This is a genomic window from Saccharothrix sp. BKS2, from assembly GCF_047689505.1.
In the GTDB taxonomy this organism is placed as follows: domain Bacteria; phylum Actinomycetota; class Actinomycetes; order Mycobacteriales; family Pseudonocardiaceae; genus Actinosynnema; species Actinosynnema lopnurensis.
Genome location: NZ_JAUQOL010000012.1, coordinates 141,256 through 155,575, shown reverse-complemented (window position 1 = coordinate 155,575; position 14,320 = coordinate 141,256). Strand labels below are relative to the sequence as shown.

The following is a 14,320-nucleotide window of genomic DNA, read 5'->3' as shown; positions in this document are numbered from 1 at the left end:
GCCGCGTGGCTTGACACGGGGTGGACAATAAAAAATTGGCGTGCTCTCCACTGAAAAATGGAAAACCCGCCTTAAGGTAATTTCAGGTTAGCCGTTGTGAGGGGCATGTGTCAACTCAGGGGTACGAAGAGGAACTGCGGTCCGAGCGCGCCTACATCGCCGGGCTCTACGCGCGGCTCGACGCCGAGCGCGCGCGGGTGAAGGGCGCGTACGACGCGGCGCTGCTGGGCACCGGCGGGACCCCCGTGGAACGCGACTCCGAGGTCCGCGCGCTGGCCGCGGCGGCGAAGCGGCTGGACGTGGCGGACAACGGGCTGTGCTTCGGCCGGCTGGACACCGCGTCGGGCGAGCACTCCTACATCGGCCGGATCGGGTTGTTCGACGAGGGGGACGGGTACGAGCCGGTGCTGCTCGACTGGCGGGCGCCGGCGTCGCGCGCCTTCTACGTCGCCACCGCCGCGAACCCGGAGGGAATGCGCCGCCGCCGCCAGTTCCACACGCGCGGGCGCCGCGTGGTCGAGTTCACCGACGAGGTGCTCGGCCGCCCCGACGGCGACGAGCGGGGTGACGCGGCCCTGCTCGCGGCGGTCAACGCGCCGCGCGGCACGGGGATGCGCGACATCGTGGCGACGATCCAGGCCGAGCAGGACGACATCATCCGGCTCGACCACCCCGGCGTGCTGGTGATCGAGGGCGGTCCGGGCACCGGCAAGACCGTGGTGGCGCTGCACCGCGTCGCGTACCTGCTCTACACCCAGCGGGAGCGGATGGAGCGCCACGGGGTGCTGGTGGTCGGGCCCAACCCGGCCTTCCTGAACCACATCGGCCGCGTCCTGCCGTCGCTGGGCGAGTCGGACGTGGTGTTCACGACCCCCGGCGACCTCGTACCCGGCCTGCGCGTCACCGCCGAGGACGAGCCGGGGGTGGCGCGGCTCAAGGGGTCGCTGAAGATCCTCGACGTGCTCGCGGCGGCCGTCGCCGACCGGCAGCGGCTGCCGGCGTCCCCGCTGCCGGTCGAGCTGCGGGACGTCGAGCTGCGGATCGACGCCGGGACCGCCGAGTGGGCCCGGGAGGAGGCGCGCGCGAGCGGCCTGCCGCACAACGAGGCCCGCTCGGTGTTCACCGAGATCGTCACCTACGTGCTCACCGAGCGGGCGATCGCCCGGATCGGCCGGGGCTGGCTGACCCGGGAGGACCGCGAGGCGTGGGAGCAGCTGCGCGCGGACCTGCTCAAGGACCTCGCGGGGGACGAGGCGTTCACCGCCGCGCTCGACGAGCTCTGGCCGGTGCTGACGCCCGCCGCGCTGCTGTCGTCGCTGTACTCCTCCCCCGAGCGGCTCCGCGCGGCGGGCGGCGACCCGGCGCTGGCGCGCGTCGACGGCGAGGCGTGGACGGTGTCGGACGTGCCGCTGCTCGACGAGCTGGTGGACCTGCTGGGCCGTGACGGGACGGTCGACCGGGCCGCCGAGCGGGAGCGGAAGAAGGAGGCCGAGTACGCGGCCGGCGTGCTGGACACCATGGTGGACCGCCGGGACATGATGGACGACGAGGACCACCTGTTCGCGCAGGACCTGCTCTACGCCGAGGACCTGGCGGAGCGCTTCCTCGAACAGGACACCCGCGAACTCGTCGAGCGCGCCGCCGCGGACCGGGACTGGACCTACCGGCACGTCGTGGTCGACGAGGCCCAGGAACTGTCCGAAATGGACTGGCGGGTGCTGATGCGGCGCTGCCCGGGGCGGTCCTTCACGGTGGTCGGCGACCTCGCCCAGCGCCGGTCGGCGGCCGGGGCGACCTCGTGGGGCGCGATGCTGGAGCCGTACGTGCCCGGCCGCTGGGTCTACCGGTCGCTGACGGTGAACTACCGCACCCCGGCGGAGATCATGACCGTCGCCGCCGCGCTGCTGGCCGAGTTCGCGCCGGGGGTCCGGCCGCCGGAGTCCGTGCGCGCGTGCGGCGTGCGGCCGTGGTCCAGGAGGGTCGACGGGGACGGGTGGGCCGCCGCGATCGAGGAGTTCACCCGGGACGAGGCCGGGCGCGAGGGCACCAGCGTGGTGATCGGGCCGCCGGGGGTGCCGGGCGCGGTGCCCGCCTCGGAGACGAAGGGCCTGGAGTTCGACGCCGTCCTGGTCGTGGCGCCGGAGCGGATCCTCGCCGAGGGCCCGCGCGGCGCGGCCGAGCTCTACGTGGCCCTGACCCGGGCCACCCAGCGCCTCGGCGTCCTGCACCGGGACCCGCTGCCGCCGGCCCTGGCCGGGCTCGTCGAGGCCGGGGAACCGGTCCGGGCCGGGGACCGGCGGCCGGTGTGACGCCGTCGCGGTTCCGGCGGGGGGCCGGAACCGCGACGGGCCCCGGGGGCGTCCCGCGTCCTGGTCGGCCGTGGCCGGCGGGGCGTCCCGAGGCGCCCCCGCGGCCACCGCTTCGACCCGCGGGCCGGACATCGCGCGTGTTCGGGCTCGGCCGGTGACCGCTGGTCCACAGAGGACCCGACGGGACGTCAGTCCCGGGTCCGCTCCAGCCGGCGGGTCAGCTCGGCGACCAGCTCCTGGTCGGTCAGGTCGGCCGGGTCGGGGCGGGCGCGCTGGAGCCGCGCCTCCTCGTCGGTGATCAGCTCGGCCGCCACCCACGCCTCCAGCGGGCTGACCTCGAACAGGCGGGCCACCGCGCGGGCCGTCTCCAGCGAGACGCCCCGGCCCCGCTTCCACTCGCTGATGCGGCTGCGGTCGACGCCCGTCACCCGGGTCAGGTCGCCCGTCTTCAGGCCGCGGTTGCGGAGGTTGGTCTCGACGTACTGCCACCAGCGCGTGGTCACCCGGCGATATTAGTGGCCCGGACGCAACACGCGCCACGCGCGGCCAACACGGTGAAGTGCGTAGTTGTTGTCGCACAAGGGAAACCGTCGTTGCGTCGAGGAAACCGAGCTACTGTTGTGTTGCCACACCGGACGGTGTGCGCACACGACAGAGTCCGAGGCCGGCCATGCCCCACACCATCAGGCTCCGCTCCGAAGCCTTCTCCAAAGCCGTGCGACTCGCGGGGTTCCGGTCCGACTACGCCCTGGCCCGGGCGATGGACGTCAACCGCTCCACGGTCACCCGCGTGCTCAGCGGCGCGCTCCAACCCGGTCCGGCGTTCATCGGCGGCGCGCTGGTCGCGCTGACGCCGATGCAGTTCGATGACCTGTTCGAGATCATCCGCGTGCCCCGCTGACCACTCTCCGTGTTGTGCGCGGGGGTCTTTTCAGGTACGCGGAGGCGTAGGCGAGTGGAGTGCGGTGGCCCGTGATGTGGAGCCTCACCCGAATGCGTGACACTAGAAGGCGTGGGACCGGTCTGAACTCGATGTGACCATTGGCCAACGCTCGAGGTTCGGCGGCGGAAGGACAGCGGCAGGTGAGCGACGAGTCGCGGCACGCGGCTTCGGCATTGCGCCGGGACCTGGGGGACGCCCTGCGCGCACCCGACCCGCGGGCCTGGTTCGACGCGAACCACGAGCGCGTCGTGGACGTCCTGCGCGCGGCGGTGGACGAGCCTGAGGCGGCCGCGGCGCTGCTGGCCGAGGTGTGGCCGGCGGTGCCCGCCGACGCGGACGAGGACTGGTGCCGGGCGCTGCACGAGGTCGGCGCGCGGCTGGCCGAGGCGCTGCCCACGTCGCTCGTGCTGGCCGCGGCCTTCCGCCGGGGCGCGCGGGCGCTGCGCGCCAAGGGGCTGCTCCCGCTGGCCGCCGCGCAGGGGATGCGCGAGCTGGCCGTGCACCGGACCCGCGACGACGACCCGGCCGCCACCGCGGACGCCCTGCGCGACCTCGCGGCCACCTACCGGGCGCAGGGGCGGGTGCACCGGGTCGTCGGCTGCGCCGACGAGGCCCTGGAGACCTTCTTCCGGCACGGCGACCGGGTCGGGGCCGCGCGGGCGCTGACCCACCTCGGCGAGCTGATGACCGAGGTGGGCAGGCTGGACGCGGCGGTCCGCTACCTGACCCGCGCGGACCGGGTGTTCGGCGAGGTGGCCGCGGGGTTCGGCGCGGAGACCAACGCAGGGGCGGGCGCAGGGGCGGGCGCGGCGGTCGGCGCGAAGGTCGGCGCGGCGGGCGGCGCCGGGGCGAACGCCGCCGACCGGGCCGCGGCGCTGGCCCCGCTGGGGCGGGCGCTGTGGCTCTCCGGCGACCGGGCGGCCGCCCACCGCGCGTTCAACCGGGCGCTGGCCCTGCTGATCGGCGTGGACGACGCGGCCGCGCAGCGGGTGCGCGACCTGGCGGCGGAGCTGGAGCTCACTCCCGGAACAGGGTGACCAGCGCCAGGACGACCTGGATCAGCAGGCCGGTGGCGAACCGGGGCCCGGCCGGGCCCCCGGAGCGGTGGCGCGGCCGGCGGCAGCGGGCCCGGTGGCAGGCCGGGCGGCGGCAGGGGCGGGTCGGGGGTCCATCGGGCTCGTTCATCACTTCGGTGCGGTCCCTGGTGGTCGCGGGGTCAGAACGCGGCGGTGGTGTCCGGGTGGTCGGCGAGCAGGTCGAGCACGTCCCGGCAGAGGAACACCCGGCGGTAGCCGCGGAACTCCCACGGGACCAGGATGCCGAGCTCGACGAGCCGGTTGGTCAGGTCGGCGGCGGCCCTCTTGCTCACGCCGTGCCGCTCGCACAGCCCGGGGTGGTCGACCACCGGGAAGCCGATCAGCTCGGCGGCCACGCGCGGGAGCCTGCCCTTGTCGGGCAGCCGGCGGGCGTAGTCGGCGGCGAGCGCCTCCAGGTGGTCGATCAGGCGCAGCTGGGCGAGCGCCTGCTCGCGCAGGCCGGTGGTGAAGAACTCGACCCAGCGGTGGACCAGCCCGGTGTCGACCACCGCGCGCAGCTGCCGCCGGTAGTCGGGCATGGCGTCGTCCAGCCACACCGACAGCGGCAGGACCTGGTCGCGCAGCAGGCCGGTGCGCACGAGCTCCAGCAGCGAGAACAGGCGCGCGACGTGCCCGTTGGCGGTCGGGAAGGGTTGCAGCACCTCCAGCTGGTAGTGCGCGATGGCGATCCGCGCGCTGCGGGGCTGCCCGTCCTCCTCCCGCGACCACGTCGACCACTGCTCCAGCGACCCGACCAGGTGGGCGCCGGTGGCCGTGAGCAGGTAGGCGTCCTCCGGCCCGGCGCCCAGCCGGCCCGGCGCGTCGCGCAGCACGTCCCCGGGCCGGTCCGGGGAGCGGCCGGCCATGATCGCGGCCATCTGCCCGACCAGCGCGACGTCGGTGGGCTCGTCGGGGCGGACCCGCCCGACGCCGTGCTCGTAGGCCCGCCGGTAGGGCGCGACGGCCTCGTGGGCGGTGCCCTCCAGCGGCGCCGCGCCCCGGGAGGCCAGCAGGTCCACCGCGAACGCCTCGCGCAGGCCCACCGCGATCCCGGCCAGGCCGGCCGAGCTGTTCGCGTCGCGCACCTGCGTCGCCCGCACGAGCGCGGAGCGCGCGCCGAGCCGGTCCGCCGCCTCGTCGAGCCTGCCGAGCGCGTGCTCGGCGTCGGCGCAGGCGCGGTAGGTCGACACGGGCAGCCGCAGGTCCGAGGGCAGCGGCGACGGGAGGTAGGCGCCTTCGCGGAGGAGTTCCCCCGGAACGCCGGGCTGGTGGGGGACCGGCACCCATTGACCCGGCGGCAGAGGCCGAAAATCCATGGCGGGAAGCATCCACGAAGAACACCGCCTTGGCAATAGTTCAACGAAGTGAAGTCAGATGGCAGTTCTCTTCTCTTTACCCGGAGTGCCGGGACCGGACCGTCCGGGGCGGAGGGCTGCTCCACCCGGGTCACCCGCATTTATGCGGATTCGCCACCTGTGACGGGGAAATGATAAGCCCAGTTCACCAATGGTGGAGTGGACGATCCGAGTGGACCACCGGTCAATTCTCGGCGGATCCGGTCCGACCAGCTTTATTCCACTCGACGGGAAGCGTCGGCGCCGGGCCCCGGCCGAAAACCCACCGGCCCGGCGACCGCTCCCCGCCTCTCACCCGATCGAGAAGCGCCATTTCCACGACCCGGTCCGCGGGCCGCGCCACCGGAACCGCCGCGCCGAGCGGTCCGGACGGCACCCGGCGGCGCTACGATCCCGGGCGTGCGCCCCCTGGCTCCCGGAGTCCACCAGCTGCTCGGTCGGCCTCCGCACATGATGAACGCCTACCTGGTCGAGGACGTGCTGGTGGACGCGGGCACGCCCGCCGCCCGCAAGCGGATCGCGCGCCAGCTCGACGGCCGCCGGCTCGCCGCCCACGTCGTGACGCACGCCCACCCCGACCACTTCGGCTCCAGCCACGCGCTGTGCGAGCGGTACGACGTGCCGCTGTGGGCCGGCAGCCGCGACGTCGAGGCGATCCAGGACGCCCGCCCGGTGCCCGCGCCGGGCCTGCTCCCCGCGCTGCTGGCGAAGATGCCGATGCCCGACCCGCACCCGGTCGCCCGGGGCCTGGCCGAGGGGGACGAGGTCGCCGGGTTCACCGTGCTGGACGCGCCCGGCCACTCCCCCGGCCACATCGCCCTGTGGCGCGACCACGACGGCGTGCTGATCTGCGGCGACGTGTTCTTCAACGTGCTGCGGCCCGCGCCGCCGCCCCGGTTCCTCACCCACGACGTCGAGCGCAACCGCGAGTCCATGCGCCGGCTCGCGGAGCTGCGGCCGAAGCTGGTGCTGTTCGGCCACGGCCGCCCGCTGCGCGACCCCGACCGGCTCCGCCGCCTGGTCGGATGAGCGCCCCGGCGCCGACCGGACCGCCGGTGGCCCCCACCATCTTCTCGAACGCCTGTTCGATCCGTCCACACCTGGGGACAGACCTGTGGACAACTGGGTCTTAGCTGGTCAGCGCCTGTGCATGAGTGAGCAGTTCGTCCACGGTCCACTGGTCGTAGGCGTGCTGCCCGCGCTTCTCCGCGACGATCCGCCCGTCGGGGGCGATGAGGAAGTCCGCCGGCAGCCCGAGCCGACCCCCCGCCGGGTCGGGCAGCGGACGCCGGCCGCGCAGCAGCGGTCCGAGGTCGCGCGCGACGCCGCGGGCGATGGCGCCCCACGCGCGCGGGTCGAGCAGGGCGCGCGGCCGGGCCTCGACGCCGAACTCCGCGTACAGCCGCTTGTCCGGGTCGGCGACGACGGCGAACGGGAGGTCGGCGACGTGCGGGCGCAGGTCGGCCGCGGTGGAGTGGAACACGACCACCTCGACGATCCCGCGCGACGAGATCTCGTCGTGCCGCAGCACCACCGACCGCAGGTGCAGGTTGCAGACCGGGCAGCCGGCGAAGCGGCGGAACTGGAGGTGCACGGGTCCGCCCGGGTCGGGCACCCGCACCGTCCCGCCCGTCACGGTCCCCCACTCGCGTGCTTCCACGGTTCCCCCTTGAGCGTGCGCCGTACGCTTACGACCGACGTTATGCGCGTATGTTGTACGCTGTCAAGGAGATGCCCCGCCCCAAGTCCCTGACCAGCACCGCGCTCGCCGCCGCCGCCCTGGCCGTGGTCGACCGCGAGGGCCTGGCCGCGCTGTCCATGCGCGCGGTGGCCGCCGAACTGGGCGTGGGCACGATGTCGCTCTACCGGTACGTGGCCGACCGGGGCGAGCTGGAAGCGCTCGCCGCGGAGTTCGTGCTGTCCGGAGTGGACACCTCACCACCCCCGCACGCGTTGTGGGACGAGCAGGTCGCGGTGCTGGTGGAGCGGGTGCGCGCGGCAGTGGGGAAGCACCCCAACGCGGTGCCGCTGACCACGGCGCACCGGCACCGGTGCCCGAGCGTGCTGCGCTGGTCCGAGGCCGTGCTGGGGGTGCTGACCCGGGCCGGGTTCGGCGGGACCGAGCGGGCGATCGCGTTGCGGACCCTGCTGGGGTACGTGATCGGCGCGGTCGAGCTGGAGCACCGGGGGTCGCTGACCGGGCCGGGCACCGCCGCGATGACGGGGCTGGGCGCGGAGTTCCCGCTGCTGGCCGAGACCGCCGCGGTGGCCGGGGGCATCGACGCGGACGAGGAGTTCCGGCGCGGCCTGGCCGTGGTGCTGCGCGGGTTGCGGCGGCCCTAGGAGCCGGCGGTCGCGGGGTTTGGCCGGTGCGGGGACCGAAGCCGACCTCGGTCCCCGCACCGGACGCGACGAACACGGAGTTGCGCTCCGAGCGTGGTGTCGACGTGGGCGCGGCCGACTCCCGCTGCGTCTCCAGGTCAGGTTCGCCGAAGAGGGACCGGGTGGTCCCTCACCCGTCCACCACCGCGGACGCGGACGGGACATCGTCGGGCGGTCCGAACCGCGGGGGAAGCGGGTCGGTCACGCGATCCGGTCATCGGGCAGGTCGAGCAGCTCGTCGAGCACGTTCGTCGCCGGGCCGTGCGCGCGCCAGGAGAAACGGCTGGGCGCCAGGACGTTCACCTCGTCGGCGGGCATCCGCATCGCGATCGCGTCGTCGGCCGTGTGCAGCCGCACGACGTCGATCACCGCGTCGTGGGCGCGGACGCCGACCACCGCCGCGATCTCACCCCGGGCGTCCCGGGGGTGGAGGAACTGGAAACCGCGTGCGATGAGTTCTCGCAGTTGGCAGGACGTGCGGTTGGCCGTCTGGTCAGCCCACGAGGTCATCGAACTCCCCGTCCCTGGCCCCGGCCACGAAGGCCGCGATCTCCGCCCTGGTGTAGACCAGGGCGGGGCCCTCGGGGAAGCGGGAGTTGCGCATCGCGACCGAGCCGTCGGTCAGCGCGGCGAGTTCGACGCAGTTGCCGAGCGCGCCGCTGCGGGCGCTCTTGCGCCACGCCACACCGGCGAGATCGGCAGCGGACATACCGTTGTGGACCTCGGCGGTCATCGACATCACCCTCCAACCCCGGACGACATGTCGTCGCGGTGATGCATCTGCACGTGCATTCGACTGTGCACGGACCGTAGCACCGGCCCGCGCACGGGTAAATGCACGTGCAGATGCAGAGCGTGAACTTCCCCCGTACGGACGAAGGGCTACAGGTCCGCTCGGATCTTGCTCAGCAACTGCCTGCTGCGGTCGGGCGTCTCCGCGTCCACGGTGAGCCGGTCGAACACCCGGCTGTAGACCTCCAGCTCATCCAGTTTGTCCAGGTAGAGGGCACCGGCGAGGTGTTCGAGGTACACGATGTCCGGCAGGTCGGGCTCCCCGAAGCGCAGCATCGTGAAGGCGCCCTCCGCCGCGTAGCCGCTCAGCTGGTAGGGAACCACCTGGAGGGTGATCGAACTTTCCCTGGTCACGCTCAGCAAGTGCTCGACCTGCTCCAACAGCACGCGCCGCCCGCCGATGGGCCGGTGGAGCACCGACTCGTCGATCACCGCCCACAGCCGCGGGGCGCCCGGCCGCTGGAGGATCTTCTGCCGCTGCATCCGCAGCGCCACCCGCCGCTTCACCGCGGGACCCGCCAGCTCGGGACGGCCGTGGCTGGCGATCGCCATGGCGTAGTCCTCGGTCTGGAGCAGGCCCGGGATGAACTGCGTCTCGTAGGTGAGGATGCGCGAGGCCGCCTCCTCCAGGCCGACGTAGTCCTGGAACCAGTCGGGCATCAGGTCGGAGTAGCGGTGCCACCAGCCCGGCGAGTTCGAGCGGCGGACCATGTCGAGGAACTTCGCGCGGACCTCGTCCTCGGTCACCCCGTACATCATGAGCAGGTCGTTCACGTCGCGCTCCTTGAGCCCGACGCGGCCCAGCTCCATGCGGCTGATCTTCGACTCCGAGCCGCGGATCGCGTAGCCGGCGTCCGCGCGGCTGATCTCGGCCGCCTCGCGGAGCCTGCGCAGCTGCGCGCCGAGCACGATCCGCAGCGCGGTCGGCCCGCTCTCCCGCTCGGGGGTCGGCTCACCCGTGATCACCGTGGCACCTCCCGACCGTCATGCCCCTGAACCACTCCCGGCCCACTGCCGGTCGACGCCCACCCGGAGCCGTCCACCCGAACAGCGGTTGCGCCCGAACGGGGCCAACTCGCATCGTCACTGAACGTACACCCCCGATCTTGTCGCGCCAGACGTACGCGGTCCGCTCACGCGATGGGCCCATACGCTTACGCTGAGCGGACTGTGACGCGGTGCACGGAAACATCGCCCTTCTCCCCCATTATGCGAGGTCATCACAATGTCGGGTACGTCCTCGGACGCCGCCACCCCCGTCTACATCGACACCACCAAAGCCAGCATCGCCAGGGTTTACGACGCCTTCCTCAACGGCAAGGACAATTACGAGATCGACCGCGAGGTCCTGCGGCGGGTCCAGCAGGTCGCGCCGGAGGCGGCGACGCTGGCCGTGGACAACCGCAACTTCCTCATCCGCGCCACCCGTTTCGTCGCGAGCCAAACGGGGATCACGCAGTTCCTCGACTGCGGCTCGGGCCTGCCCACCGCCGAGAACACCCACCAGGTGGCGCAGCGGATCAACCCGGATGTACGAGTCGTGTACGTGGACAACGACCCCGTGGTGCTGGCGCACGGCCGGGCGCTGCTGGAGGAGAACGACCAGACCCACTTCTCGGCGGCGGACATCTTCAAGCCGCAGGAGATCCTGAACGACCCGGTGGTGCGCAAGCACATCGACTTCTCCGAGCCGGTGGCGTTCTTCCAGATGGGGACGCTGCACCACTACAACGGCACCTCGCCGACGTCGGCGGAGATCATGGCCGAGTACGTCGAGGCCCTGCCGTCCGGGTCGTTCGTCGGCATCTCGCACTTCCTCGACCCGGAAACCGAGGAGCACTCGGCCATCGCGCGGCGGATGGAGGAGACGTTCCTGCACTCGCCGATGGGGAGCGGGCGGTTCGCGACCATGCGCGAGCTGGAGGGGCTGTTCCACGGGTTGGAGCTGGTGGACCCGGGCATCGCGATCTGCGCGGAGTGGTGGCCGGACGGGCCGCGGTTGAAGGAGCTGGACGCGGTGAGCTACTGCATCGCGGGTGCGGTGGGGCGCAAGCCCTGACGATCTTCGGTAGCCTCGTGCGCCGCGGGGAGGGCACGAGGCTGTCCGTGGGGTCTGCCGCTACACGATCGAGTGAACATCGCCGGATGATGTACGGAAACGGTGTTCTCGATCATCGGTAGAGGAGAAATCGACGGCCGAGCGACCACCCCGCTTCGGGCCGACGGGGCGGTGCGCGTGAAGACGGGGTGGTTGCCCGGCCGGGGTGGTTGGGTGGGGTGGAGGTGGACGGATGCGGGGAGCGGGTTGCGGAGGACGGGCTGTCGCCGCGGGGCGAGCCGAGGGTGAGCCGAGCGGCGCGGTGACCTGGGCAGCGCGTGAGCTGCGCGGCGCGGTGACCCGAGCGGCGCGGTGACCCGAGCGGCGCTGCCACCCAGGCAGCCGCAGCCACCCGAGCGGCGCGGCGCGGCGACAAGTGGGCGAGCCGCGCGGCGACAGCGGGTGACCCGGGTCCGGTGGGGACGGTCAGCCGGTGAAGAAGCCGGTCAGCACCGGGGCCGTGACCTTGGCCTTCACCATGTGGGTCTGTCCCGGTAGGACGACCAGCTCGCCCTTCGGCAGCGCCGAGGCCAGGTACCGCTGGGCGTTGCGCATGTACTCCGGGCTCTTCCCGCCCGCGATCACCAGCGCGGGCACCGCCGCCCCCGACCACCGCCCCGCGGGCGGCGGGGTGCCGTGCTGGTACTCGCCCACCACGGCCAGGTCGTTCGGCAGCGTGTGGGCCACCCCCTTGAGCTTCTTCCACGGCGGCATGAGCTGGAGCGCCACGACGAAGAACCCGGGCGTGCCGACGTAGCGCATGAACAGCTTCACGGCGTCGCCCCGGCGCTCCTCCGCGATGGCCCGGGCCACCCGCGCCGGGAAGTCGGGTTCCATCGGTCGGTGGGTGTCGTCGACGATCATGGGCGACTCGTAGATCGCCACCCGCTCCGCCGCGACGCCGCGGTGGACCGCCTCGGCCACCAGCGTCCCGCCCGACGACATGCCGAACAGGTGGGCGGTGCCGCCGGCCTCCTCGATCAGCGCGGCGATGTCCTCGACCTCGCGCCCGACGTCGTACGGCCCCGCGTCGCCGCTCTCGCCCCGGCCCCGCCGGTCGTAGGTGTAGACGGTGAAGTCGGACGACAGGGACTTCGCCAGCTCGGTGGCCGGGCCGAACTCGCGGTAGCACATGGCGCCGTCCACGATGATCAGCGCCGGGCCCGACCCGGTCCTGCTGTACGCGATCCTGGTGCCGTCCGCGGACACGACGTGCGTCATCTCGCTCGGTTCTCCTCAAGCTGGTCGGGGTGCGGTCTCGCGGACCACGAAGGGGGACCCGGCACCCGGGACGGGGCCGGAGCGGGCGACGACACGCCTGCCGGCGCGCGTTCGACCGGCATCCCCCGAAGGTGCCCCGGGGGCATGGCGCGCGGTCAGGACAGGTCGGTCAACCAGTCCACCCAGGTGCGCTCGTCGCGGTCGTCCCCGGCGAACACGTGGTGCATGGCGACCAGCCCGCCGGGCCGGCCGCGGAAGAACCGGTACATCGCGTCGGACGTGCGGACGCCCGCGGTCTGGGAGTTGGCGAAGTACACGGTGCCGGGGACACCGTCGAGGGTGACCTCGTCCCCGGTGCGCGGCGCGCGGTCCAGGCCGAGGCGGCGGCCCAGGCCGGTCCACGTCGCGGGCCAGTCGTCGACCGGCGGGCCGAAGGCGGTGATCGGGCGGGCGGTGCGGGCGGTGAAGTGGCGCAGGTAGGTGACGAGCGTCCACCGGAACATCTCGCCGCCGACCCTCATGGCCTCGAACTCGTCCGCCCAGTCGTCGCCGGGCAGGAAGCCGCTGGTGACCATGCGCAGCACGGTGCTGCCCCGGTCGCGCCCCTCGATCAGGAACTCGTAGGCGACGAACCGGCCGTCGGGGGCCTGGTCGCCGCCGTAGGCGAGGCGCTTGCCCGGTTCCCAGGCGGTGACGGGGTGGCTGGGCTCGTACCCGCCGAACGCCTGCCGCACCGCGGTGCCGGGCTCGACCTCGTTGCCGCCCATGAACCAGGAGTCCAGGCCGGGGCCGGTGGCGATCGCCTCCCAGACCTGCTCCGGCGTCACGCCGGCCAGCTCGACCTCGTCGGAACTCTCGAACGCGTGGCCCATCGTCACTCCTGGGGGATGCTGGGGTGGACGGCGACGACGACACGGTGCGCGCGCCCGCCCTCCGCCGACTCGTCGTGGTACTTGGCGACCAGGCCGGTGACGGCGGCCGCGAGCTCCTCGGCGAACGCCGCGCGTTCGGCCGCGGAGGCGAAGCGGACCTCGCCGTCGAGCGCGAAGGTGGCGACCCGCTTCCCCGCCTTGGTCGCGCCGGTGATGAGGTGGCCGACGTCGCGGACCGTGCGGGCGGCGACGGCCAGCAGCCAGCGCGCGGACAGCCGGTCGGGTGAGCGCGCGGGATCGGGCTGCACGGCGGCCAGCGCGACGGGCGAGATGACGTAGGACGCGGCGGTGGCGCGCATGACCCGCTCGGTCATGTTGCCCCTGCGGCGTTCCTCGGCCAGCTCGACCAGGCCGTGCTGCTCCAGCGTGCGCAGGTGGTAGTTGACCTTCTGCCGCGGCAGCCCCACCTTGGCCGCCAGCGTGGTGGCCGAACCCGGTTCGACGAGTTCGGCCAGCAGCCTCACCCGCACCGGGTCCAGCGTGACCTCGGCGGTCGCCGGGTCCTCGATCACTGCCACGTCAAGCATGGGGGAACCCTCGCACCGACAACTTGAGTTGTCAAGACAAACTTTGTTGTCGGTGGAGGGCTGGAGAGGGTGGCCCGCTTGGGGAAAGGGGACGGCCCCATGTGGAGAGGGTGGCCCTACGTGGAGAGGGGCGGCCCCCTGGGAGGCCGCCCCACCCGCAGAAGGGCCGGCCCCGCCCGGCTCAGAGCGGCAGTCGGTCCCCCTCCGCGCCGCGCTCGAAGTCGAGCAGCTGCCGCTTGCGCGCCAGCCCGCCGCCGTACCCGGTGAGGCCGCCGGTCGAACCGACGACGCGGTGGCACGGCACCACGATGCCGACCGGGTTCTTCCCGTTGGCCAACCCGACCGCGCGCGCCGCCGACGGCCGGCCGAGCAGCGCCGCCAGCTCCCCGTACGACACGGTCTCCCCGTAGGGGATCCCGCGCAGCGCCTGCCACACCGTCCGCTGGAACGGCGTGCCGATCAGGTCCAGCTCCAGGTCGAACACCGTGCGCTCACCGGCGAAGTACTCGGCCAGCTGCCCGATCGCCCGGCCGAAGGGCGCGGGGTCCTCCGGGCCGAACGTCTCCTGCGCCGGCCGGTGCCGCTGGTCGGTCATGTAGACGCCGGACAGCGCGTCGCGGTGCGCGACCAGCGTCAGCGGGCCGACGGGGCTGTCGACCACGGTGTGGGTCATCGATCTCCTCCT

General features: G+C 73.3%; 17 protein-coding genes. 6 read left to right on the top strand and 11 right to left on the bottom strand.

Translation table 11 applies throughout. The annotated features are described in order from the left end of the window. Nucleotides 1-107: 107 nt before the first annotated feature. The gene (helR, locus tag Q5530_RS25460) at nt 108-2,309 is read left to right on the top strand and encodes an RNA polymerase recycling motor ATPase HelR (RefSeq protein WP_415365273.1); all 2,202 of its coding nucleotides are present in this window, start codon (nt 108-110) and stop codon (nt 2,307-2,309) included. Nucleotides 2,310-2,497: 188 nt separating this feature from the next. On the opposite strand, the gene Q5530_RS25455 is transcribed toward helR, so the two are convergent. Beyond that, on the bottom strand, nt 2,498-2,812 hold the full coding sequence (locus Q5530_RS25455) for a helix-turn-helix domain-containing protein (protein ID WP_380637320.1): 315 nt from the start codon (nt 2,810-2,812) through the stop codon (nt 2,498-2,500). 167 nt (nt 2,813-2,979) lie between these two features. Between Q5530_RS25455 and Q5530_RS25450 the strand changes: the two genes are divergently transcribed. Beyond that, nucleotides 2,980-3,210: a transcriptional regulator gene (locus Q5530_RS25450; RefSeq protein ID WP_380637319.1), complete on the top strand. Its 231-nt coding sequence runs from the start codon at nt 2,980-2,982 to the stop codon at nt 3,208-3,210. 182 nt (nt 3,211-3,392) lie between these two features. After that, entirely contained in the window at nt 3,393-4,289 is an 897-nt protein-coding gene (locus Q5530_RS25445) for a hypothetical protein (protein WP_415365272.1), read from the top strand. Here the strand turns inward: Q5530_RS25445 and Q5530_RS25440 are convergent. Both Q5530_RS25440 and Q5530_RS25435 read right to left on the bottom strand, forming a co-directional pair. Further along, nucleotides 4,270-4,437 (bottom strand): hypothetical protein, encoded by a 168-nt coding sequence (locus Q5530_RS25440; protein WP_415365271.1) that lies wholly within the window; start codon nt 4,435-4,437, stop codon nt 4,270-4,272. The two genes, Q5530_RS25445 and Q5530_RS25440, sit on opposite strands and share 20 nt — an antisense overlap. Nucleotides 4,438-4,468: 31 nt before the next feature. Next, nucleotides 4,469-5,644 carry a Fic family protein gene (locus tag Q5530_RS25435; protein ID WP_415365270.1) on the bottom strand — a complete coding sequence of 392 codons (1,176 nt, stop codon included), beginning with the start codon at nt 5,642-5,644 and terminating at the stop codon, nt 4,469-4,471. 438 nt (nt 5,645-6,082) lie between these two features. Between Q5530_RS25435 and Q5530_RS25430 the strand changes: the two genes are divergently transcribed. Further along, nucleotides 6,083-6,712 (top strand): MBL fold metallo-hydrolase, encoded by a 630-nt coding sequence (locus tag Q5530_RS25430; protein WP_415365268.1) that lies wholly within the window; start codon nt 6,083-6,085, stop codon nt 6,710-6,712. 100 nt (nt 6,713-6,812) lie between these two features. Here the strand turns inward: Q5530_RS25430 and Q5530_RS25425 are convergent, their stop codons facing one another. After that, on the bottom strand, nt 6,813-7,343 hold the full coding sequence (locus Q5530_RS25425) for a peroxiredoxin-like family protein (RefSeq protein WP_415365267.1): 531 nt from the start codon (nt 7,341-7,343) through the stop codon (nt 6,813-6,815). A 50-nt stretch (nt 7,344-7,393) separates the two neighbouring features. Between Q5530_RS25425 and Q5530_RS25420 the strand changes: the two genes are divergently transcribed. Then, nucleotides 7,394-8,026, top strand: coding sequence for a TetR/AcrR family transcriptional regulator C-terminal domain-containing protein (locus tag Q5530_RS25420; protein ID WP_415365266.1), 633 nt, complete (start codon nt 7,394-7,396; stop codon nt 8,024-8,026). A 240-nt stretch (nt 8,027-8,266) separates the two neighbouring features. Here Q5530_RS25420 and Q5530_RS25415 read toward each other — a convergent pair whose 3' ends face one another. The 3 genes from Q5530_RS25415 to Q5530_RS25405 all read right to left on the bottom strand — a co-directional run bounded on the left by Q5530_RS25415 (nt 8,267) and on the right by Q5530_RS25405 (nt 9,823). Then, nucleotides 8,267-8,575: a hypothetical protein gene (locus tag Q5530_RS25415; protein WP_415365265.1), complete on the bottom strand. Its 309-nt coding sequence runs from the start codon at nt 8,573-8,575 to the stop codon at nt 8,267-8,269. After that, on the bottom strand, nt 8,559-8,798 hold the full coding sequence (locus tag Q5530_RS25410) for a DUF397 domain-containing protein (RefSeq protein WP_415365264.1): 240 nt from the start codon (nt 8,796-8,798) through the stop codon (nt 8,559-8,561). The genes Q5530_RS25415 and Q5530_RS25410 overlap by 17 nt, the downstream gene beginning before the upstream one ends. A gap of 149 nt (nt 8,799-8,947) precedes the next feature. Further along, nucleotides 8,948-9,823, bottom strand: a complete 876-nt coding sequence (locus Q5530_RS25405) for a helix-turn-helix domain-containing protein (RefSeq protein WP_415365263.1) — start codon at nt 9,821-9,823, stop codon at nt 8,948-8,950. Between the two features lie 259 nt (nt 9,824-10,082). On the opposite strand from Q5530_RS25405, the gene Q5530_RS25400 reads away from it, so the two are divergent. After that, the gene (locus Q5530_RS25400; RefSeq protein ID WP_415365262.1) at nt 10,083-10,916 is read left to right on the top strand and encodes an SAM-dependent methyltransferase; all 834 of its coding nucleotides are present in this window, start codon (nt 10,083-10,085) and stop codon (nt 10,914-10,916) included. 465 nt (nt 10,917-11,381) lie between these two features. Here the strand turns inward: Q5530_RS25400 and Q5530_RS25395 are convergent, their stop codons facing one another. From Q5530_RS25395 to Q5530_RS25380, 4 genes are all read right to left on the bottom strand, one after another. Beyond that, entirely contained in the window at nt 11,382-12,176 is a 795-nt protein-coding gene (locus Q5530_RS25395) for an alpha/beta fold hydrolase (RefSeq protein WP_415365261.1), read from the bottom strand. A gap of 155 nt (nt 12,177-12,331) precedes the next feature. After that, the gene (locus Q5530_RS25390; protein ID WP_415365260.1) at nt 12,332-13,048 is read right to left on the bottom strand and encodes an SRPBCC family protein; all 717 of its coding nucleotides are present in this window, start codon (nt 13,046-13,048) and stop codon (nt 12,332-12,334) included. 2 nt (nt 13,049-13,050) lie between these two features. Next, entirely contained in the window at nt 13,051-13,635 is a 585-nt protein-coding gene (locus Q5530_RS25385) for an ArsR/SmtB family transcription factor (protein WP_415365259.1), read from the bottom strand. 181 nt (nt 13,636-13,816) lie between these two features. Beyond that, on the bottom strand, nt 13,817-14,308 hold the full coding sequence (locus tag Q5530_RS25380) for a methylated-DNA--[protein]-cysteine S-methyltransferase (protein WP_415365258.1): 492 nt from the start codon (nt 14,306-14,308) through the stop codon (nt 13,817-13,819). Between the last annotated feature and the right edge of the window lie 12 nt (nt 14,309-14,320).